Below are 19983 nucleotides of genomic sequence, written 5' to 3'. Positions count from 1 at the left end.
TTTTTAATGATATGGTGATTTAAAAGACTCTGATAAATATCATGCAGATCGTATAAAAAAATAAATACATTTTTGTGTAATAAAAAAATTAATTTATATATTGCGGGACGTTAAAAACAAAGATTATATGGCGAAACATAAAGTCCATTACGAATTTCCAATGCACTGTTTATCAGAGATTCTCTACGAATATCTGGCAACTGCGGAGGGATTGTCTGAATGGTTTGCGGATGATGTAATAGAGAAAGGTGATGATTTCTTTTTCAGTTGGGGAGGAGGTCCTGCTGAAAAAGCTACTTTAATTAGATATAAGCCTGAAGGTTTCGTGCGTTTTAGATGGGAGGAAGATGAAGGGACAAAACACTTTTTTGAAATGACTATAGTAATAGATGATATTACGGAAGATTTATCTTTGAATATTACAGATTTCTGTGAAGAAGGAGACGAAAGTGAAAACGCAATGTATTGGGAAAACCTTATTGAAAACCTTAGAATAAAATTAGGTGCTGCTTAATCTATGCTGTACTGAAGATAGAAACTGATGAACGATTTATCGTTCATTATTTTTTTATAAATAAATGATATTTAAAATTGGAAAATCAATATTATACATCGGATAAATTAAATAGTAATAGAGCGTTTTTCTTTGGAGATGCTATAAAGGTTTCTTTCTTTATAAGAAATGCGTCACTTATTATGGATGAGGAATGCTATTTCTTTTTAATGGCTTCTATGAGAAAAATGAGAATGAATATTCCTTTAACGTATACGTTAGAGTTTTTTCAGGGTCTTTTTCAACGAGAAATTATTGAGGAAAGAGGAGTGAAAAACGGAATTGTTCATTTTCAGGTTTTTAGAAACTCCGATGAGTCGATGTTAGCGAGATCCTCAGTAGATTATTATTATGAAGTTGAAGAAATAGAAGATATATTGAGTATTCCTTCAAGGTTTTTAGAGCTAGATCTTATTAAGGAAATAAATGTAAATAATAATCTATTAAGTAATATCCGGGTTCATTGCCCAGAAAATATTTATGGCAAAATTTATGCTCAGGAAAATGATTTAGATGATGTAATTTTGCTTAACCCCAATAAAAGAATAGCACGTTCTACAATGGGTAATCTTCTTTTTTTAGAAAAGGATACCATAAAAATTCCTAAACAATCTGAGGGAGCTTACATTTCTCCATTAATGGAAAATTTTGTTACTTTTTTGCATAAAGGTAACATTATAGATATTCAAGAAAATGAAATTATTGCATTCGAATCTCAGAAAGCTGAAGAGATTTTATTAATTTCTGATGAGAAAGGTGTATTTTCTGTAGGAAAGATAAGAAATAAAACGTTTACTAATTCCCGTTTTTCAGAAATGGTACAAAATTGGAAGGATAGTTTCTAGAAATTGGCAAACCCGGTAAACAACAAAACTGCAAAAGTCCTTTACCGGGTTTTATTCTGAATAAAACAGAATTTGTTTTTTTTATTAGTTTTCGTTGAAAAGATCAACAAATTTTTGAGCTATTTCTTTTTGCCCATCTTTATTTGTTAAATAATCCCTATCTTTTTGATTGTTTATGTATCCTAACTCAACTAGTACGGTAGGAGATTTGGATTCTTTTAGAATATGGAGATTGCCTGTGGTAATAGGGCAAGTTCCAAACTTTTTAATAATTTGTTCAGCAATTTTCTTTGACTTTTCATTGTCTTGAACAAAGATTTCTTGGCCCTGTTTTGTGGTTTCCTTTTCAGTGGTACGATTAATATGAAGAGAAATAACCATAGCAGGATTTAGTTCATTAATTTTATCAGTTCTATTCACAAGAGTTGTATACTCATCGTCATTTCTTGTAAGAAGGATTTCGTACTTTTCTTGGCTCTTATTAATTTCCTTGATCTGCTTTGCTATATTTAATACAATTTCTTTTTCCGAAATGCCATTAAAGCTAGCACCCAAATCATTTCCACCATGACCTGCATCTATAATAATATATTCTTTTTTAGTGGGGGTGAAAGATAAAAATGCTACTGAGAAAAAAGCTAATGCTAATAGTTTAATTTCTTTCATTTTTAATGATTTTGATTCATCAAATAACGTAAATTATTTCCTAAAAATTAGTTAATTCAATCCTAATTTTTGTTAATTGTTTATAACTATTTTTGTTGTTATTTGAATTTTATTAATCAAAATATTCAATTTAAAGAAATATCTTCAGGAGAATTGGCCCAGAGTAGATATTCGCCTCCCAGATTTTGCATAATTGATTTCCAAAGTGTTTGATCGTTAGGTAAAGTATAATCTAAATTATATACATCAACGACTGTCCAAAGTTTTCTTTGTATTTCATTATCTAATTGCATGGATGACCATCCGGAATATCCAGAAAAAATTTTGACTTGATTAATGGTGAGTTCACCACTTAGGATGTTACTTATAATATTTTCTATATCTTCTGTTAAGTAAAATTCGTCAGTAATTTCAGTGTAATTTTCAGTAACCTTTTTGCCTTTTACGATAAAGAAAACTTTATCATTTTCTATTGGCCCTCCGTCATATACTTCAATTTTAAATTCAAAAAAATCTTTGAATTTATTACTCATTTGTTTATTTCTTTTGTTCAATATTAAACCAAAAGCACCTTTTTCGTTATGTTCAATAACTAAAACTACCGATCTAGAAAAAATATCGCCGGAAATATCAGGTGTGGAAATTAATATTTTACCTTTGTATGAGTAATTCATACTCAAATTTAATAAAAAATTATTTATGGAAAACCTGCATGATAAAAGAAAAGTGTATGAGAAATCTCAACTTATTGAAAGTGAGATAAAACAAAATCCAATTGAACAATTCAGAGATTGGTTTTTAGAGGCTTCCGAAAGTCCAAATATTTCCGAAGCCAATGCAATGGCTATTTCAACAGTAGAAGATGATGGATGTCCTCGAACGAGAATGGTTCTTCTCAAAGCTTATACATATGAAGGATTTATTTTTTATACCAACTATGATAGTAAAAAAGGGAAAGCAATTGAAAAAAATCATAAAGCATGTCTACATTTTTTCTGGCCAAGTTTGGAGCGGCAGGTTATCATTAAAACCAATCTAAGTAGGATTTCCGAAAATCTAAGTGATGGTTATTTTCATTCAAGACCTAAAGGAAGTCAGTTGGGAGCAGTGGTATCTCCACAAAGTCAGGTGATTCCTAATAGGGAATTTTTAGAAGACAAATTATTAGAATTAGAAAAGCAATATCAAAATGACGAAATTCCTAGACCTGAAAATTGGGGTGGATATCTCGCAAAGCCCTATGAAGTAGAATTTTGGCAAGGACGGCCTAATCGGCTTCATGATAGAATTGTATATACTTTGAATGAATTGGATTGGATTGTTTCTCGGTTAGCGCCTTAATTTATTTTAAATAATTTGGTAACGAATACATAATAAAGTACCTATTCTATTGGAATAAATATAATATGAAAAAACCTCATCAAATGATGAGGTTTTATGTTTCTTATAATCTGATGATTATTTTTTCTTTGCTCCAGAAACTGCATTGGCAAGATCTGCCCCAGCTTTAAATTTAGCAACTTTTTTAGCAGCAATTTTAATCGGTTTTTTAGTAGCTGGATTGATTCCTTGTCTAGCTGCTCTTTCAGCAACTGAGAATGTACCAAATCCTACTAAAGAAACTTTTCCCTCTTTTTTCTTAAGAGTAGAAGTAACATTCGAAATGAATGATTCTAAAGCTGCTTTTGCTGAAACTTTAGTGATCCCTGCGTCTTTTGCAATTGCGTCGATTAATTCAGACTTGTTCATAATTTTTAATATTAAAGTTAGTTCGTAATTATAGCAAATATAATACTATTTTATAAATGTGCAATTTTTTTATTAAAAAATGCATAATTTTTTTGATTTTGCGTGAAAAAGATCAAAATATGATAATTCAACTTTTTACGAAAAATCTGCGTTACACGGTACTAAAATCATGCCAAATGCTTATGTTTATTGACTTTAGCAAAAAAGCAAAATTGTTTCTTGTATTTATTAAATCCTAAATTTTATAAAAAGTATTAATTGTTTTTATGTTATAATTGTAAATTCTATAACTAATATTCGAAATTAGTGTGTATAATAAAATTAACCTGCTGTATATGTGGTGGTTTTAAAATAACTTTGAACGCTTATTTTATGAATTTTTATTAATAAATTTGCACCATGTTAATAGAAGTTTTTAAGTCTAAAATTCATAGGGTAAGAGTTACTGCTTCCGACCTTAATTATATAGGAAGTATAACCATCGATGAAGATCTTATTGAAGCTGCTGGATTGGTAGTAGGAGAAAGAGTTTATATTGTTAATGTGAATAATGGTGAGCGCTTTGATACTTATGTAATTAAAGGGAAAAGAAAATCAGGTGAGGTCTGTTTAAATGGACCGGCGGCCAGGAAAGTACAGAAAGATGATATCATCATCATCATTGCATATGCACAAATGACTCCTGAAGAAGCAAAAACATTCCAGCCAAAAATTGTTTTTCCTGATGAAAAAACAAACCTTCTTACATAATCGATGGAGAAAAAAATAACCAATTCTTTAAAACCAATTCTCACAATAGTAATTTCGCTTGCTTTTGCCGCCTTTTTCTTATGGTTGGCCTTAAAAGGATTAGATTTCAAAATCATACAGCAGGCTCTTACTAAAGCTAATTATCTGTGGGTGCTTGGTGCAGCATTTTTTGGAGGATTAGCCTATTGGTTTCGCGCTATTCGTTGGAATCTTATGTTGGAGCCTATGGGATATCATATTTCTAATTCCAATGCACTTTGGTCTATCTCTTTTGGGTATTTAATGAATTTAACCATTCCACGAAGTGGCGAAGTAGCAAGAGCTACTGCTTTGTATGGAGTTGAAAAAATTCCGGTGGATAAATCTTTTGGAACCATTATTTTAGAAAGGATAGTAGATCTGATTTGTATGTTTATCTTTTTAGGATTAACATTGGTGTTTAAGTATGAAGCTATTTTATCGTTCTATACAAATTCAGGAATTCAGGTAAATCCCCTTAAAATTAGTATTGTTTTTTTGATATTAATAACAGGTGGAGCTCTTTTTTTTATATTCAAAAATAAGTTTGTACATGTTCCTTTTTTAGGGAAGATCGTGGGCTTTATAGATGGTATTTTTCAAGGCTTGATGTCTATTATTAAATTAAAAGAAAAATTTAAATTTATTCTTTATACTGCTGCCATTTGGATCTCTTATTATTTTGCGGCTTATTTAGTGTGCTTTGCGCTTCCTGAAACTTCTAATTTTTCCTTTGCTGACGGTTTTTTTATCATTGTAGTAGGAACATTAGGTATGATTATTCCTGCAAGTGGAGGGATAGGAGCTTATAATTTAGCATTAAAGTATGGCTTTATGGCATTGTTTATTTCAATGGGAAAGAGTGGTGAGTTGGGTGCAGAAATGGGATTGACTTATTCTTTTATATCTCTCCCTTTACAAATTGTTATTATGCTTATTATGGGCTTAATATCAATTCCGATGCTAGCAAAAGCCAGGAATAAATTAGTTGCTCATCAAGAGATTAACGGTTAAAATAATCATTATTATTGTAATAATATAAATCTGTTCTTTATGAACAGATTTTTTTTTGTAGTCTCAGGTGATGAAAAGTACGCTTTAGTAAACAGGAAGAACATTAGACATTAAAAGTTTGATGAAATGTATATATACATAGAGTAGAGTTTTAAAAAAATAGGAAATAACTCAAGTTTATGAATAAATAAGTGGGTTAAAAATTCATGTTTTATTATTTTGAAAATTCCATAATGTAAGAATGTTCATTTTCATCAACAATTTTAAAGCCTAAATTTATATAAAGATCTTGAGCTTGATTCACTTTTAATACACTTAAAATAGCTGGTTTTTGTATTGATACGGCTTCCTCAAGTATTTTACTTAAGATTGTTTTACCAATTCCTTTTCCTTGTTGATTCGGATCGATTTGTAATTGTAGGATCTCAATTTTATCTTTACTATAATCTATTTTTAATAAACCGATAGGTTTATCATTTAATATAATAATATTCGCTTTGTCATAATTATATAATACTCTTTGAAGGGTAGCTTCTCTTGAGGTGGGAAGATTGGCATTGTTATAATGTTCATTCATCGTTTTCATTCTTAGTTTGAGGAGAAAATCTACATCATTTTTTGTTGCTTTTTTGTATTCTAATTTTAAATTCATGCTGTTTGTGGAAGTATATGGCTGGTTATTACAGTTCAATTTTTAGACCTATTTTCTTTTAATTAATATTTTTATTGAAAAATCTGGATAATATAGTCCAGATTTTTTATTATATACTACATTTGTAATCATAATGGTTGAAGGAAGATTTATATATTTAACATGTACTTTAAACTAGCTGTAGATATGTATTTTTGATTTGATCTTTCCATATTTCAATTTGTTCGGATGTTGCTTTATCAGCTTTATCAAAAAATAGATGTTGGGTGATCTCAAGTCCACAATAGGAGAAAATGCCTTTGTCTGAGGTAAGAGAGAGTGCTTTATCCATTCCTAAACTTGCATACTCTTCATGAGATTTTCCATGTGTATTGATAATAACAGTTTGTTTTTCTTTTAATAAACCTTTTTGAATTCCCTGATCATATCGGTAAGCAAATCCGTAGCTGAAAACTCTATCAATATAGCCTTTCATAATAGCCGGCATTCCTGTCCACCATATTGGATAAATAAAGGTAATATGTTCAGCCCAAGAAATAAAGTCTTGCTCTATGGTGATATCCTCAGCAACTTTTCCTAACCTTTGTTCCTGCATATCCTGTAAAGAAAGAACAGGGTTGAAATTAATTTGATTCAGGTCTCTTATTTCGATTTCATGACCTTCGGATTGAAGACTTTCAATAACAGTTTGTAATAAATGATGATTTAAACTGTTTTCATTTGGGTGCGCATAGATAATTAAGTGTCTCATTTTTTTACTGTTTTTAAATTTATAAGACAAAGATAGAGGAGAGGGTTTTATAAAAATTGTAAGAAAACGAAATGTCTATTTAGATTATTCGGATCTTGGGTTACAAATATCTTCTTGAAATTTGAGATATTGAGAGGGGGAAATACCTATGAAATATTTGAAATCATGAATGAGTTGGCTCTGGTCATAATAATTACATTCATCGATAATGTGAAACCATTCAATTGTATGTTTGTTTTCAATTTCCTTTTCGATGGTTTTTATGGCATGTAAAAAACGGTTATAACGGTTAATTTCTTTGGAAGAATAGCCAAATTGTGCTTTGTGTTTAAGCTGGATGTTTCTTTCACTTTGATTGGTTTGCTCAGCAATGGTTTTGATTGGGTTTTTATTTTTATTTTTAAATTGACTTAGTAGTAGACTTGTAGCATTTTGCTTCTTTAGATAGGGTAAGCAAAATGAAAGAATATGATCTACCTGTTTTTCTGGGGGAGTGATTGTAGAAATTTCTTTCCATAATGTGGTGAAGCAATTTTCCGCAAGTAAATCATCAGCATTCATCATCGTATTTTGGTGAATTTTTCCAAAAAAACGGTAAAAAGCGTCATCTTTAAAATTGGCAACAAGAATAGATGTTTTGGAGGGTAAAGTGTATTCAAAAGACTGTCTAATGGGGCCGAAAACAATGCATTTATCAACTTTCAAAATGTTTTTTTCTTTAGTTGTCAAATAAGCACTTTCTCCAAAGCAGAATAATAGAATCGTCTGATAAGTGGGTAGAAGTGTTTTAATGATTGCTTTGTCTGAATTATTTTCAGCAAAGTAGAAATGAGTAAATACATTTTCAAATTCTATAGGAACTGCAATCCTAGTTTGGTTATACTCTGATGATATCTCCATGGGTTGATTTAAAAAAGTTGCTCTATCGAAGTTAAATAAAAAAAGAAAACAACAATTAAAATTGCTGTTTTCTTTTTTATTATTGTCCACCTGCTCTGTTGGATTCCTCAAATTTCACTTGTTTGGTTGCTCCTTTTATATTATTATTTCCGAACTTGTACGTTACGGATAGGTACATATTTCTGGTAATACCTTTATAATAATATTCAACATTGTAATTAGGATAATATTCTGTCCCTTTTGAGCGGTTAATATTTAAAAAATCATTCATATAAAGATTGATCATGAGATTTTTATTCAATAGACTCAGTTTCATTCCGGTATAAAAAGAAGCATTTCCATTGAAGTAGGTATTTCCGCTTCTATTGGGAATGCTACTCCATAAACCTAACATTAAGGTAACGGTTTTGTCTTTGTTTAGAAAGAAATTATTATCAAGATTAAAGTTGGCTCCGTACCCGGCAGGTGCAGCAACTGCTTCAGGTGCATATGAGTTGGATTTAGCATAAAAACCATTCACGAAAATATTAGATTCTAACCATTTTAGTTTATTATAATTATAACTTATATTAATTCCTGCTTGGTTCTCATTGTAAAAGTTTTTTACGATACTGTATTTTAGATTTCCTTCTATCACTTGAATTCGATCCCAATTATCTTTGTTATAATTGTAATATAAAGTAACATTAAAGTTATTTTTTAATACATATCCAAACTCAAAGTTATCGGAAAAAGAAGGTAACAAATAAGGGTTTCCAGTACTGTATTCAAATTCGGAGGTATAAAACTTGAATGGATTTAAATTACCAAAATAAGGGCGTGTAATCCTTCTGGAGTAATTTAATGAAAATGTATTGTTATCATTAGCTTTGTAACTTATATAGGCGGTAGGGAAAAGTTTTCCATACTTGATTTTTGCGGAAGTATCATCATTCATGGAAATTCCTTCTAGTGTAGTGTATTCATAACGTAGACCTGCTTTAGCGTCCCATTTTTCATTAATTTTAAAATTAGTAGAAACGTAAGCAGCATAATTTTCTTCGTTGTAGAAAAAAGTATTGGTACGGTCTGTATTCAAGATAAACTGATTATCTTCAATATTGAAGAAATTAAATTCAGAGTTATTTTTGATTTTAGTATATTTTATACCCGATTCTGTTTTTATTTTACCGAATGTTTTTTCAAGATCGGCTTGCCCTGAATATATTTTGTAATTACTGATAGGGTTTGCAAATGTGGAAATGGTATTTGATGTAATGGTATTATAAAAGTTTCTTGCATTAGAATCATTTAGCATTAGATTGGCAGAGATACTTAGTTTATTTCCTAATGAATCTAATTTTAGATCATAAAATGCAGTGGCATTATGAACATTTCTTTTGTTTTTGTTTGTATAATTGGAAGCAACATCCATGAGACCGTCTTCATTAAAGATGGCTGAATTGCTTTCGCCTTTTTCAGTAGGATTACTGTAGGAGTAATTGTAGTTAATTCCAATAAGATTTTTATCGTTGATCTTATATTCTCCTTTTACATTTCCGCCCTTATATTTATAGTTGTTTGAGTTGTTTGTATCCGTATTCCAATAGTTAGTATTTCCATTAATTCCGGTGAGGTAATTGTAAGATCTATTCTCCCAAAAGTTATCACCGGCGGATAAATTAACTGAAAGAGACAGTTTATCCCCTTGATAATTGAATCCTGCACCACTTCTGGTTGATACAGTGGGTCTATTCCAATAATAACTTCCTGAAGTTTGAAGAGAGGCATTCCATCCTTTATTGGTGTTTTTCTTTAGGATAATATTAATAAGTCCACTTTTTCCTTCCGCCTCATATTTTGCAGGTGGAGTAGTAATGACTTCTATTTTGGCAACATCATCGGAACGTAATGTTTTCAAATAATTAATAAGTTCTTGGCCGGAAAGATTAAGAAGTCTATCATTGACCATGATACCCACATTGCTTTTGCCGGCAATGCTTATGGCATCATCTGTTGCACGGACCATCGGCGTTTTTGCGAGTGCTTCTACCACATCAATTCCTTGAGATGCAACAGAATTTTCTACATTAAAAACAAGTCTATCAACTTTTCTTTCAAAAAGCTTTTTCTTTACAGTAACCGTTACTCCTTCTATATTTTGATCTTTGGTGATTGGCTGTTCACTTATTTTAAGGTCTTTTTTTATATTGCCTTTTACAGCTATTTTTTCGCTATTGCCTTTTATTCCGTCTTTAATAATTTCAAGAAGGTACTCCCCATTTTCTTTTAACTGAATTTTAAACATTCCTTTTTCATCAGTAATAGCCGAAAATTTCCCGTCATTCTTGGTGAGAAGAATTTCGGTTTCTACTGCCGGCTTATTATCTCTGTCTGTAACAATTCCCTCAATGCTTTGTGCGTATATAAAAGATGAGGAAATGAGACTCAAAACAAAAATAATTTTTCGATCCATAGTATTAGTATTTACTCATTAGACAATTCATTGTTAAGAGATGTTACATAATTTTGGTAATTTTTTTTATTTAATCAATATTGGGTGTCTTCCTCAATTGGTTATAAGGAAGTTATGGATACGTTAAAAATGAGAGGAGTATATAAAGGGAGTTATGATAATATTCTAAAAATCATGAAATATAATTTTCCTTTAAAAAAAAGAAAAGATGATCTTGTGGAAAATGTATTAATGATCGTGAAGTTGAATAATTTTGCCTTTATAAAATTTGGTAAGATCATACAGATCAGTAAAGTTTTGAAAAATAATATCATCGACTTCAAGACTGGGACTTTGAGAATTGAATTGTGATTCGGCCATCGAATATAAACTTTTATGATCGGGTTTAAGAAAATCAGAGAGAATCTGTTCATTGCCTTTTTTCTCTTTTTGGATCATGCCAGTAAAGAAAATCCCATAAATAATAAACTGGTTGAAAGTATCTGAATTTAAAATATATTTAATTTTTTCTTCAGAAAGGTTCTCGTAATCGGAAAGAATTTGTTGAAAATTTTTTATATGACTTAAGGAAGGGATTTCATAAAAAAGGTCAATCCCATTGATGAAAAGTTGGGTTTTCATTTCATCATTATCAGATGGGTATTCGCTATTAAACCAAGAAAAAATGTGAAGAAGCTCTTCTTTTGTAAGCTTTTCAATCTCTGAATCCTTTACCTTGTTTTTAATAATTTCAAGACTCGTTATTTTATCATCATCCAAAAAGGCGGTAATATTTTTTTCTTCACGGCAAAGCTTATTGTACAAATTAATTTTGGCAATAATCGGATTTGTTTTTATAAAATAGAGTTCTTCGGCCATGGTCTTATAATTTTTTTTATTAAAAATAATAAGCAATATTATGGACTAAGGTAAATAAAAAATGAACACAATATATATTTATGTTTAATTTATTTTTATTGGGGATTTTGTGTGAAATTTATTTTTCTGATGTTACAAGAAATATAGAGCATGTATTTTTTTCAAAAGAGTATTTTTTCTAGATTCTTTACAAAATAAAAATCGCATATGGTGAGATATGCGATTTTTTTATTTTAATAGGTTTGTCCTAAATTGGCTAAGAGCTCTGGCCAATCTACTTTATCCTTGCTTTTTCCAAGTCTTACGATAATCAGATTTTTTTTGGGATTAACATAAATGTATTGTCCTAAAATTCCTTTAGCCATAAAGTCTCCGGTTTTTGTAGGAAGCCACCATTGATATTGATAATACCAAGCGCTTCCATTTGAAGTGTCAATTTTTGTGGATTGAGTTACCCAATCTTCGGAAACAATTTGTTTTCCTTCCCATTTTCCTTTGTTTAGGTAAAGTCTTCCTATTTTAGCAAAATCCCTTGCTCTTGCATTGACGCAGCAGAATGTTTTTTCCATACCGTCTTTCTTTCTGTCTAGGCTCCAGCTAGCGTCGAATTCCATACCTAAAGGCTTCCAAATTTTTTCTTCTAAATAAGATGATACGGTCTTATCTTTTAATGCTTTCGCTAAAACCATTCCTAAAAGTTGGGTATTTCCACTCACATATTCAAATTGTTTCCCTGGTTCAACCTTTAAGGTCATTTTGCTTACTGCTTTTCTTAAATTGGTTCCATAATAGAAAGTGGCCACATCCCCAAAAGGATTTTTATACCCTTCATTAAATTTGATTCCGGAAGTCATTTGCAATACATGTTCTATAGTAACCTTATCAAAACCACTTTTTTTAAGTTCAGGAATGTAGTTTGTGATGGGTTCGTTTACAGATTTAATTAACTTGTCATCAATTGCACATCCAATCAAAATTGAAGTAATTGATTTGGCCATTGAAAAAGACGGTACAATCGATGCTTCATTATACTTTTGCCAATATCTTTCGTATTGAATAGTATCATTTTGAATAATCATAAAAGCGACTGTTTTATGATCAGCTAAATATTTCTCAAACGGATATTTTTTATCTTTTACGGTAAGTTCTTCTGGAACTTTTCCTTTTGTGGTAGTAGAGAAATGGAATTTAGTAGGTCCGGTTTCAATTTTTCTTGCCGGAAATTTTTCATAATCTTTAATATCGGCAAAGTTGTAAACAATAAATCTTCCAACTTTACAGGAGGTTAGTGTGGTAAGTACTAATAATGCAAAGGCAAGAAAATTAATTTTTTTTAGTTTTTTCATTTCTGATAGTTGTGTGTTTTTTTTAATTAAGATTGTATAAAAAAGTTTTGACAAGGGGAGATTAAAAAGAAGAAATAAAGTTCAGTTTTAAAACCTACCCGGCCAATAACTTTTTAGATTGTTCAATTTAGAAAAAAAACACGATAATTAGCTATGTATAAGAAAGAAAAGTAAAAATTTTAATAAGATTTTAATTTCAATGATTGTAAATAAAACAGCAATAAAGAGTATTTTTTAATTGATTTATAGATGAAAAATAAAAAAGCTTTTGACAAATTATCAAAAGCTCTTTATGATTTTATCCAAAAGCCCTTTTTAATAGGCTTTCTACTTTAGGTTCGCTGCCTCGAAAGTTTTTATATAATTCCATGGGATCTTTTGTTCCACCTGAGGAAAGAAGGATTTTGTACTTGGCTGCAATTTCAGAATTGAAAATTCCATTTTCTTTAAAATATTGGAAAGCATCTGCGTCGAGAACTTCCGCCCATTTATAAGAATAATATCCTGCAGAATAACCGCCCTGGAAAATATGGGAGAAACTCGGGCTCATTGCCGTCTCTTGATTTACAGGATAAAGTTGTGTTACAGAGGTATACTTATCTTCAAACTCTTTTATACTTAATTTTTCTAGGTCTTCTCCTTTTGTATGGTAGTTCATATCTAAAATTCCAAAACCTAACTGTCTTAATGTCTGATAACCTTCCATAAAGTTTTTAGACTGCTCTATTTTTTCAATTTTATCATCTGGAAGAATTTCACTTGTTATATAATGTTTAGCAAAAGTTCTTAAAAATTCAGGTTCGTAACAAAAGTTTTCTAAAAATTGAGAAGGAAGTTCTACAAAATCCCATTTCACAGAAGTCCCTGAAAGACTTGGATATTGGGTGTTGGCGAGCATCCCATGAATTGCATGACCAAATTCGTGAAATAATGTCGTTACTTCTTGAAAGGTTAATAGACTAGGAGTAGTATCCTTTGTCGGCTTACTGAAATTACAAACAATAGAAATATGAGGACGAGAATTGATCCCCTCTCTTTTATATTGATTTTTGTAGCTTGTCATCCAAGCTCCGGCTCTTTTGCCTTTTCTTGGAAAATAGTCAACGTACAGAAGAGATTTATATTCACCATTTTCTTTTACTTCATACACTTTTACATCTTCATGGTATTTTGAAATATCGTTTCTTTCTTCAAATGTCAATCCAAAAAGTTCATTCGCTAATCCGAAAACAGCCTCTTGAACTTGATGTAGAGGAAAGTATGGTTTCAATTCTTCATCATTCAAATCAAATTTCGCTTTACGTAGCTTTTCAGCATAGAATGCATGATCATAGATTTGCATTGTTTCAATTCCATCAATTTTAGCTAAAGCTTTTAATTCATCAATTTCTTTATTAGCATAGGGCTTTGCTTTTATTAAAAGTTCATTTAAAAAGTCTAAAACTTTTGTCGGAGATTTTGCCATTCTTTCTTCTAAGACGTAATGAGCATAATCTTTATAGCCTAATAATGCTGCTTTTTGCTGCTTTAGTTGGAGAAGTTCTTTGATCAGATTTTGATTGTCAAACTCATCACCGCTAAAAGATTTTTTTCCATTTGCTAAAGCCATTTCTTTTCTCAGTTCACGGTTTTCAGCATAGGTCATAAAAGGAATATAACTAGGGTATTGTAATGTTACTACCCATCCTTCAAGATTTCTTTCTTTGGCTTCTTCCGCATATTGCTCAAGAATAGCATTTGGAATTCCTGCCAAATCATCTTTATGGGTAATATGTTTGAAATATGCGTTGGTAGAAGCTAGTACATTTTGTCCGAATTGAAGAGACTTTACAGATAAATCCATACTGATTTTCTTTAATGTCTCTTTGTCTTTTTCGTTTAATAGAGCGCCACTTCTTACAAAGCCTTTGTAGGTTTCATTCAGTAGCATTTGCTGCTCTTCATTGTAATTGTATTTCTCTTTTTCATCATATACTTTTTTAATTTTATTAAATAAAGCTTCATTTTGAGAAATTTTTGATGAATATTCAGTTAAAATAGGAGAAACTTCTTGTGCAATTTGTTGTAATTCGTCATTGGTTTCTGCAGAGTTTAAATTGAAAAAAATATGAGATACCATATCAAGTTGTTCACCGGAATAGGCTAAAATTTCAATTACATTTTCAAAAGTGGGTGCTTCAGAGTTATTGACAATAGACTCAATTTCTTCTTCGGATTTTTTGATTAACTCTTTAAAAGCGGGAAGAAAATCTTCATTTTTAATGATATTGAATGGTGCTGAATGATATGGGGTATTAAAATTCTCTGTTAAAATATTCATTTTTTGTTCTTTTAATTATTGTAAATGTAATTAATCATAGGGATCTGTCGGTTGTAATCTCAAAAATAATGCCCGAATAGGAAGTTCTGCCAAAAATGTCTATCTTTAATAATCTTGTCATATGTAAAGCTGTAATTTTGGGAGAAGGACTAATTTTGATATGGTAACATGACTATTAAAAAATTAAAACCTAAATACTAATATTATGAAAACAATCTTTAAGATTCTTGGGATAATTATTCTTCTCATTATTGTGTATGCAGTAATTGCGATGCTGGCATTTAGTAAAGATTATCATTTTGAGAAATCAGTGGTAATTAATGCTCCGAAAGAAAAAGTATGGCAATATGTAGGGTCTACTAAAGCATTTAATGCTTGGAATCCTTTTGCAAAGGCAGATAAAAATATTCAAATTACCTATTCCGGAACAAGTGGACAAATAGGAGATTCTTATCATTGGAAAGGAAATGATCAAGTAGGTGAGGGTGAACAAACCGTAATAGGAGTTATTCCAAATGAAAGAATCACTAGTAAACTTCATTTTATAAGCCCATGGGAAGGTGAAGCTAAAGCAAGCTTTATTCTAGCGCCTGAAAGTAATGGGACTAAAGTAACTTGGACAATGGATAATGAATTAACGCCAATGATGAAAATGATGAAACCTATGATGAATGGACAAATGGATAAAATGTTTGGGCAAGGTTTGGATAATTTGAAGAAAATGATAGAATAATAATTTCGTACGTAAAAATAGAGTTAGAATTATAGAATAAAATAAGTTAATTCAACCATAGCAAGATATAAATGGCTATGGTTGAATTTTTATATAGATAATTATCATGTGAAAAGGAGTATTATCAATAGAAATTTTGATCTTTTAGGACAAACTCAAAATAAAATATTATCTTTATGTTAAAGATTCGATTTATGGAGAAGATAATATTTGAGAAAAACGATATTAGAAACTATGTAAAAGCATTGATCTCAGGAAAGATCGAAAAGTTGAAAAATTTTATTGAATTTACTTTAGAAGCCAGTCGAGATATAAAAAAAACACCTAAATATGATAGTATGCGTGAAGAAATGCAGGAGGAAATCTATCAAATGCAAAAACAACTTGGTGCTTTGAGTGATCTTCAAAGAAATATGGCTAAAGTACTAAATAATCCCACGGAAAAAGTGCAATTAGGATCCTTAGTGCTTACCAATAAAGCACGATTTTACATTTCAGTTTCATTGGGGGAATTCTTTTTTGAAGGAGATCGATTTTATGCCATCTCTCCTGAAAGTCCAATGGCAAAAAAAATGATGGGGATGAGATCTGGGGATGCGTTTACGTTAAATAATATCCATCAAAAAATTATTGAGGTTATTTAAATGCTCAATACAAGGGGTTAGGGAGCTGAATTTGCGATTCTTGAAAATAGACATTTTTCTAAAAATTTATTTTAAAATGTAAGATATTAAATTACGTATCGTAATTTTGTATCTATGAATAAACGGGAAGTTTTAAAGACTATCATAGAACAAAGAAGAAGCATTTTTCCAAAAGACTATACTGATGCAGAGATTCCGCAGGAAGTTATTGATGAAATTCTGCATTCTGCTATATTAGCTCCTAATCACAAACGTACAAAACCTTGGCGTTTTACTGTATTTAAAGGGGAGAATAAAACAAAACTCGCTTCAGAAATGCAGACTATTTACAAAGCCACACAACCTGAACCACTTTTTTTGGAGAAAAAATATCAAGATATTGGTTTTAAAATTAATAAAGCCAATGTAGTGATTTCTATTGTTGTCAACTTTAGTGGAATGACTCCGGAATGGGAAGAAATTGCAGCTGTTTCTATGGCAGTTCAAAACATGTATCTCACTTGTACTGCAAACAATATTGGTTGTTATTGGAGTTCTCCCAAGCTTGTAGATTACCTGAAAAGTTCTTTGATCATTGAAGAAAATCAAAAGTGTTTGGGGCTATTTTACTTGGGAAAATTGGATTAACATGTAAAAAAGGAGATAATTCTCAATTAACAGATAAGAGATCTGCGATATCATTAAATTCTTAAGTTTTTGGATTGCTACATTAGAAATTTTGTTTATCTTTGCACTCTTAAATATTTAACTGGGACGAGTTCCCGTAAAATTCAAACATTATGTCAGTAAAAATCAGATTACAAAGACACGGTAAAAAAGGAAAACCTTTTTTCCACATCGTGGTTGCAGATTCTAGAGCTAGAAGAGATGGTAAATTCATCGAAAAATTAGGAACTTACAACCCAATTACTAACCCAGCAACAATCGACCTAAATGTAGATTCAGCTGTTAAATGGTTAAATAATGGTGCTCAGCCAACTGATACTGCGAGAGCAATCCTCTCTTACAAAGGTGCACTTTACAAAAAGCACTTACAAGGTGGTGTAGCTAAAGGAGCTTTTGATCAAGCGGAAGCAGAAAAAAGATTCAACTCTTGGTTAGAGACTAAAGAAGCAAAAGTACAAGGTAAAGTTGAAGGTTTAGCTAAATCTAAAGATGATGCTAAAAAAGCAGCTTTAGAGGCAGAAGCTAAAGTAAACGAAGCAAGAATTAATGCTGCTGCTCAAGCTCAAGCTGATGCAAAAGCTGCTGAGGAAGCTGCAAATGTACCTGCTGAGGAAGCTACTGAAGCAACAACCGAAGGAGAAGCGCCTGCTGCTGAAACTGAAGAAAACACTGAAGCGTAAGAAAAGACGTGTATGCGTAAAGAGGATTGTTACTTATTAGGAAAAATCACACGCAGACATGGACTTGCGGGAAATGTTATCCTTAAATTGGATACCGACCAACCCGAGCTTTATAATAAACTGGAATCAATATTCGTTGAAATCAACGGATTATTGGTTCCTTTTTTTATTATAAAATCATCTTGGAGCAAATCTGATGCTCTTAATATTGCTTTTAAAAACTCTACAGAAGCTTTGGTAGATCAATCTTTAGGTAAAAGCGTATATTTACCATTATCTTCATTACCAAAACTTTCAGGAAAGCAATTCTACTATCATGAAATTATTGGATATAGTATTTTTGATGAAAATGGAAATGACTGTGGCGTGATAAGATCTGTAAATGATCAGACTGCACAGGTATATTTCATTACAAATCTTGATGGAAAAGAAGTGGTAGTTCCTATGATTAAAGACTGGATTCTTGAAGTAAACAGAGACGAAAGATTCATTAAAATGGAACTTCCTGAAGGTCTTATTGATGTCTTTTTAATTCCTTCTAAAAAAGACGAGTAAAAGTTGTAAATAAGACAATTTAATTTCTCTATTTAGCTCTCCATAATCCTTTTTTAAAAGATTAATTTATTTTTTACACTTTCAATCTGCTCATACATCTTATTGAAGAAGATTTTCCTATCGCGATTTCCGGATGTTTCTAAAGATTTTGAATTTTTAATTAAATTGTTATCCTAGTTCTTATCATGCCTGGAAAATTCGAAAAGGGAAACAGCGTAAAAAGTCTATTTTCTTTAATTAATATTTAAAATAGGTTTTTTCCTTTACATAATTAATAAATCCCTTTTTAATTAGGAAGTGTAATCATCAAGTTGTGTTGTTTTTTTGTACCTTTGCAGACGTTAATTTTTATATAAAAATTTTAATCAACAAATGAAAAAGCAGACAATTAAGGAAATCCTACAGGATTACAAGAAAGTATTACATCATGACATTACGGTTTACGGTTGGGTAAGAGCGTTCCGTTCAAATCGTTTTATAGCGCTTAATGATGGTTCTACGATTAATAATTTGCAAATTGTTGTTGATTTCGAAAATTTTGATGAAGAGATTATCAATAAAATTAACACTGCATCTTCTCTAAAAATAGTGGGTGAGGTAGTGGAAAGCCAAGGGGCAGGGCAAACCGTTGAAATTCTTGCTAAAAAAATTACCATTTTAGGTGATAATTTCACAGAAGAGCTTCAAAATACGATTCTTCAACCTAAAAAGCATAGCTTGGAAAAGCTTCGTGAGCAAGCTCATTTAAGATTCCGAACTAATTTGTTTGGAGCTGTTTTTAGAGTACGTCATGCTATTAGTTTTGCAGTGCATTCTTTCTTTAATAAAAATCAATTTTTCTATATTAATACACCGGTTATCACAGGTGCTGATGCGGAAGGCGCAGGAGAGATGTTTGGTGTAACAAATTTTGATTTAAATAATATTCCAAGGACAGAGGAGGGACAGATTGATTTTGAACAGGATTTTTTTGGAAAAAAGACCAACTTAACCGTTTCTGGTCAATTAGAAGGAGAAACTGCTGCAATGGGATTAGGTAGGATCTATACTTTTGGACCTACTTTCCGTGCAGAAAATTCAAATACTACTAGGCATTTAGCAGAGTTTTGGATGATTGAACCCGAAGTTGCTTTTAATAATTTAGAAGATAATATTGATTTGGCAGAGGACTTTTTGAAGTATGTTATTACCTATGTTCTGGATAATTGTAAAGATGATCTTGAATTTTTGGATAAACGTTTTGTAGAAGAACAAAAAACAAAACCAGAAAAGGAAAGAGCTAAAGAAGGTCTTATCGAAAAGCTTCAAAATGTGGTGGCTAAACGTTTTAAGAGAGTAAGCTATACAGAAGCAATAGAAATCTTATTGAATTCTAAAGAAAATAAAAAAGGGAAATTTGTTTATCCTGTTGAAAAATGGGGAACAGATCTTCAATCTGAGCATGAAAGATATCTTGTTGAAAAACATTTTGAAAGTCCGGTTGTTTTATTTGATTATCCCAAAGAAATCAAGGCGTTTTATATGAAATTGAATGAGGATAATAAAACGGTTGCAGCAATGGATGTTCTTTTTCCTGGAATTGGAGAAATAATAGGAGGTTCTGAAAGAGAAGCACGATTAGACGTTTTAAAACAAAAAATGGCAGATATGCATGTGGATGAACATGAGCTTTGGTGGTATCTGGATACGAGGAAATTTGGATCTGTACCTCATGCAGGATTTGGTTTAGGGTTAGAAAGATTAGTACTTTTTATAACCGGAATGACTAATATCAGAGACGTAATTCCATTTCCAAGAACGCCTAAAAATGCTGAATTCTAGATAAACA

21 protein-coding genes are annotated in these 19983 nt (G+C 31.0%); 11 read left to right on the top strand and 10 right to left on the bottom strand.

Features of this window, described 5'->3' with window-relative positions; translation table 11 throughout:
* Positions 1 to 127 precede the first annotated feature (127 nt).
* Together CHRY9293_RS02025 and CHRY9293_RS02020 are read left to right on the top strand one after the other, a co-directional pair.
* On the top strand, positions 128 to 514 hold the full coding sequence (locus tag CHRY9293_RS02025; protein WP_122546373.1) for an START-like domain-containing protein: 387 nt from the start codon (positions 128 to 130) through the stop codon (positions 512 to 514).
* A 77-nt stretch (positions 515 to 591) separates the two neighbouring features.
* Entirely contained in the window at positions 592 to 1398 is an 807-nt protein-coding gene (locus tag CHRY9293_RS02020) for an aminotransferase class IV (protein WP_162031372.1), read from the top strand.
* A gap of 84 nt (positions 1399 to 1482) precedes the next feature.
* On the opposite strand, the gene CHRY9293_RS02015 is transcribed toward CHRY9293_RS02020, so the two are convergent.
* Together CHRY9293_RS02015 and CHRY9293_RS02010 are read right to left on the bottom strand one after the other, a co-directional pair.
* Positions 1483 to 2064, bottom strand: coding sequence for an N-acetylmuramoyl-L-alanine amidase family protein (locus CHRY9293_RS02015; RefSeq protein ID WP_162031371.1), 582 nt, complete (start codon positions 2062 to 2064; stop codon positions 1483 to 1485).
* A gap of 125 nt (positions 2065 to 2189) precedes the next feature.
* Complete coding sequence (locus tag CHRY9293_RS02010; protein WP_122546376.1) at positions 2190 to 2738, bottom strand: YqgE/AlgH family protein; 549 nt, start codon at positions 2736 to 2738, stop codon at positions 2190 to 2192.
* A gap of 25 nt (positions 2739 to 2763) precedes the next feature.
* Between CHRY9293_RS02010 and pdxH the strand changes: the two genes are divergently transcribed.
* Positions 2764 to 3405 (top strand): pyridoxamine 5'-phosphate oxidase, encoded by a 642-nt coding sequence (gene pdxH, locus CHRY9293_RS02005; RefSeq protein ID WP_162031370.1) that lies wholly within the window; start codon positions 2764 to 2766, stop codon positions 3403 to 3405.
* Between the two features lie 117 nt (positions 3406 to 3522).
* Here pdxH and CHRY9293_RS02000 read toward each other — a convergent pair whose 3' ends face one another.
* Entirely contained in the window at positions 3523 to 3813 is a 291-nt protein-coding gene (locus CHRY9293_RS02000) for an HU family DNA-binding protein (protein ID WP_122546378.1), read from the bottom strand.
* A gap of 399 nt (positions 3814 to 4212) precedes the next feature.
* On the opposite strand from CHRY9293_RS02000, the gene panD reads away from it, so the two are divergent.
* Positions 4213 to 4563: an aspartate 1-decarboxylase gene (panD, locus tag CHRY9293_RS01995; RefSeq protein ID WP_027379879.1), complete on the top strand. Its 351-nt coding sequence runs from the start codon at positions 4213 to 4215 to the stop codon at positions 4561 to 4563.
* A gap of 3 nt (positions 4564 to 4566) precedes the next feature.
* Complete coding sequence (locus CHRY9293_RS01990; RefSeq protein WP_162031369.1) at positions 4567 to 5595, top strand: lysylphosphatidylglycerol synthase transmembrane domain-containing protein; 1029 nt, start codon at positions 4567 to 4569, stop codon at positions 5593 to 5595.
* Positions 5596 to 5809: 214 nt separating this feature from the next.
* Here the strand turns inward: CHRY9293_RS01990 and CHRY9293_RS01985 are convergent, their stop codons facing one another.
* From CHRY9293_RS01985 to CHRY9293_RS01955, 7 genes are all read right to left on the bottom strand, one after another.
* A complete protein-coding gene (locus CHRY9293_RS01985; RefSeq protein ID WP_162031368.1) occupies positions 5810 to 6247 on the bottom strand; it encodes a GNAT family N-acetyltransferase in 438 nt (145 codons plus the stop codon).
* Positions 6248 to 6416: 169 nt separating this feature from the next.
* Positions 6417 to 6998, bottom strand: coding sequence for an NAD(P)H-dependent oxidoreductase (locus tag CHRY9293_RS01980; protein WP_162031367.1), 582 nt, complete (start codon positions 6996 to 6998; stop codon positions 6417 to 6419).
* Between the two features lie 84 nt (positions 6999 to 7082).
* Positions 7083 to 7898, bottom strand: coding sequence for a helix-turn-helix domain-containing protein (locus CHRY9293_RS01975; protein WP_162031366.1), 816 nt, complete (start codon positions 7896 to 7898; stop codon positions 7083 to 7085).
* A gap of 79 nt (positions 7899 to 7977) precedes the next feature.
* A complete protein-coding gene (locus CHRY9293_RS01970) occupies positions 7978 to 10353 on the bottom strand; it encodes an outer membrane beta-barrel family protein (protein WP_162031365.1) in 2376 nt (791 codons plus the stop codon).
* A gap of 228 nt (positions 10354 to 10581) precedes the next feature.
* Complete coding sequence (locus CHRY9293_RS01965) at positions 10582 to 11211, bottom strand: hypothetical protein (protein WP_162031364.1); 630 nt, start codon at positions 11209 to 11211, stop codon at positions 10582 to 10584.
* A 233-nt stretch (positions 11212 to 11444) separates the two neighbouring features.
* A complete protein-coding gene (locus tag CHRY9293_RS01960) occupies positions 11445 to 12557 on the bottom strand; it encodes a serine hydrolase domain-containing protein (RefSeq protein WP_162031363.1) in 1113 nt (370 codons plus the stop codon).
* 298 nt (positions 12558 to 12855) lie between these two features.
* Positions 12856 to 14877, bottom strand: coding sequence for a M3 family metallopeptidase (locus CHRY9293_RS01955; RefSeq protein ID WP_162031362.1), 2022 nt, complete (start codon positions 14875 to 14877; stop codon positions 12856 to 12858).
* Positions 14878 to 15082: 205 nt separating this feature from the next.
* Between CHRY9293_RS01955 and CHRY9293_RS01950 the strand changes: the two genes are divergently transcribed.
* From CHRY9293_RS01950 to asnS, 6 genes are all read left to right on the top strand, one after another.
* Positions 15083 to 15610, top strand: coding sequence for an SRPBCC family protein (locus tag CHRY9293_RS01950; RefSeq protein ID WP_162031361.1), 528 nt, complete (start codon positions 15083 to 15085; stop codon positions 15608 to 15610).
* A 194-nt stretch (positions 15611 to 15804) separates the two neighbouring features.
* Entirely contained in the window at positions 15805 to 16254 is a 450-nt protein-coding gene (locus CHRY9293_RS01945) for a hypothetical protein (protein ID WP_162031360.1), read from the top strand.
* Between the two features lie 114 nt (positions 16255 to 16368).
* Positions 16369 to 16881: a nitroreductase family protein gene (locus tag CHRY9293_RS01940; protein WP_162031359.1), complete on the top strand. Its 513-nt coding sequence runs from the start codon at positions 16369 to 16371 to the stop codon at positions 16879 to 16881.
* A 152-nt stretch (positions 16882 to 17033) separates the two neighbouring features.
* Positions 17034 to 17600 (top strand): 30S ribosomal protein S16, encoded by a 567-nt coding sequence (locus CHRY9293_RS01935; protein WP_162031358.1) that lies wholly within the window; start codon positions 17034 to 17036, stop codon positions 17598 to 17600.
* A gap of 12 nt (positions 17601 to 17612) precedes the next feature.
* Complete coding sequence (gene rimM / locus CHRY9293_RS01930; protein ID WP_162031357.1) at positions 17613 to 18155, top strand: ribosome maturation factor RimM; 543 nt, start codon at positions 17613 to 17615, stop codon at positions 18153 to 18155.
* 372 nt (positions 18156 to 18527) lie between these two features.
* Positions 18528 to 19976, top strand: a complete 1449-nt coding sequence (asnS, locus tag CHRY9293_RS01925; RefSeq protein ID WP_162031356.1) for an asparagine--tRNA ligase — start codon at positions 18528 to 18530, stop codon at positions 19974 to 19976.
* Positions 19977 to 19983: the final 7 nt, after the last annotated feature.

Source organism: Chryseobacterium potabilaquae (assembly GCF_902728265.1).
Taxonomy (GTDB): domain Bacteria; phylum Bacteroidota; class Bacteroidia; order Flavobacteriales; family Weeksellaceae; genus Chryseobacterium; species Chryseobacterium potabilaquae.
Note: the sequence above shows the minus strand (reverse complement) of the source record. Positions and strands in the feature narration are given on the sequence as shown.

Excerpts from the sequence above, each read along its gene's own strand:
- CHRY9293_RS02000 (WP_122546378.1), bottom strand. The coding sequence starts at position 3,813 with ATGAACAAGTCTGAATTAATCGACGCAATTGCAAAAGACGCAGGGATC.
- CHRY9293_RS01965 (WP_162031364.1), bottom strand. The coding sequence starts at position 11,211 with ATGGCCGAAGAACTCTATTTTATAAAAACAAATCCGATTATTGCCAAA.
- CHRY9293_RS02010 (WP_122546376.1), bottom strand. The coding sequence starts at position 2,738 with ATGAATTACTCATACAAAGGTAAAATATTAATTTCCACACCTGATATT.
- CHRY9293_RS02015 (WP_162031371.1), bottom strand. The coding sequence starts at position 2,064 with ATGAAAGAAATTAAACTATTAGCATTAGCTTTTTTCTCAGTAGCATTT.
- CHRY9293_RS01950 (WP_162031361.1), top strand. The coding sequence starts at position 15,083 with ATGAAAACAATCTTTAAGATTCTTGGGATAATTATTCTTCTCATTATT.
- CHRY9293_RS01940 (WP_162031359.1), top strand. The coding sequence starts at position 16,369 with ATGAATAAACGGGAAGTTTTAAAGACTATCATAGAACAAAGAAGAAGC.
- CHRY9293_RS01975 (WP_162031366.1), bottom strand. The coding sequence starts at position 7,898 with ATGGAGATATCATCAGAGTATAACCAAACTAGGATTGCAGTTCCTATA.
- asnS (WP_162031356.1), top strand. The coding sequence starts at position 18,528 with ATGAAAAAGCAGACAATTAAGGAAATCCTACAGGATTACAAGAAAGTA.
- CHRY9293_RS01935 (WP_162031358.1), top strand. The coding sequence starts at position 17,034 with ATGTCAGTAAAAATCAGATTACAAAGACACGGTAAAAAAGGAAAACCT.
- CHRY9293_RS01985 (WP_162031368.1), bottom strand. The coding sequence starts at position 6,247 with ATGAATTTAAAATTAGAATACAAAAAAGCAACAAAAAATGATGTAGAT.
- CHRY9293_RS01970 (WP_162031365.1), bottom strand. The coding sequence starts at position 10,353 with ATGGATCGAAAAATTATTTTTGTTTTGAGTCTCATTTCCTCATCTTTT.
- CHRY9293_RS01945 (WP_162031360.1), top strand. The coding sequence starts at position 15,805 with ATGGAGAAGATAATATTTGAGAAAAACGATATTAGAAACTATGTAAAA.
- CHRY9293_RS01980 (WP_162031367.1), bottom strand. The coding sequence starts at position 6,998 with ATGAGACACTTAATTATCTATGCGCACCCAAATGAAAACAGTTTAAAT.
- pdxH (WP_162031370.1), top strand. The coding sequence starts at position 2,764 with ATGGAAAACCTGCATGATAAAAGAAAAGTGTATGAGAAATCTCAACTT.
- CHRY9293_RS01990 (WP_162031369.1), top strand. The coding sequence starts at position 4,567 with ATGGAGAAAAAAATAACCAATTCTTTAAAACCAATTCTCACAATAGTA.
- CHRY9293_RS01955 (WP_162031362.1), bottom strand. The coding sequence starts at position 14,877 with ATGAATATTTTAACAGAGAATTTTAATACCCCATATCATTCAGCACCA.
- CHRY9293_RS02025 (WP_122546373.1), top strand. The coding sequence starts at position 128 with ATGGCGAAACATAAAGTCCATTACGAATTTCCAATGCACTGTTTATCA.
- CHRY9293_RS01960 (WP_162031363.1), bottom strand. The coding sequence starts at position 12,557 with ATGAAAAAACTAAAAAAAATTAATTTTCTTGCCTTTGCATTATTAGTA.
- rimM (WP_162031357.1), top strand. The coding sequence starts at position 17,613 with ATGCGTAAAGAGGATTGTTACTTATTAGGAAAAATCACACGCAGACAT.
- panD (WP_027379879.1), top strand. The coding sequence starts at position 4,213 with ATGTTAATAGAAGTTTTTAAGTCTAAAATTCATAGGGTAAGAGTTACT.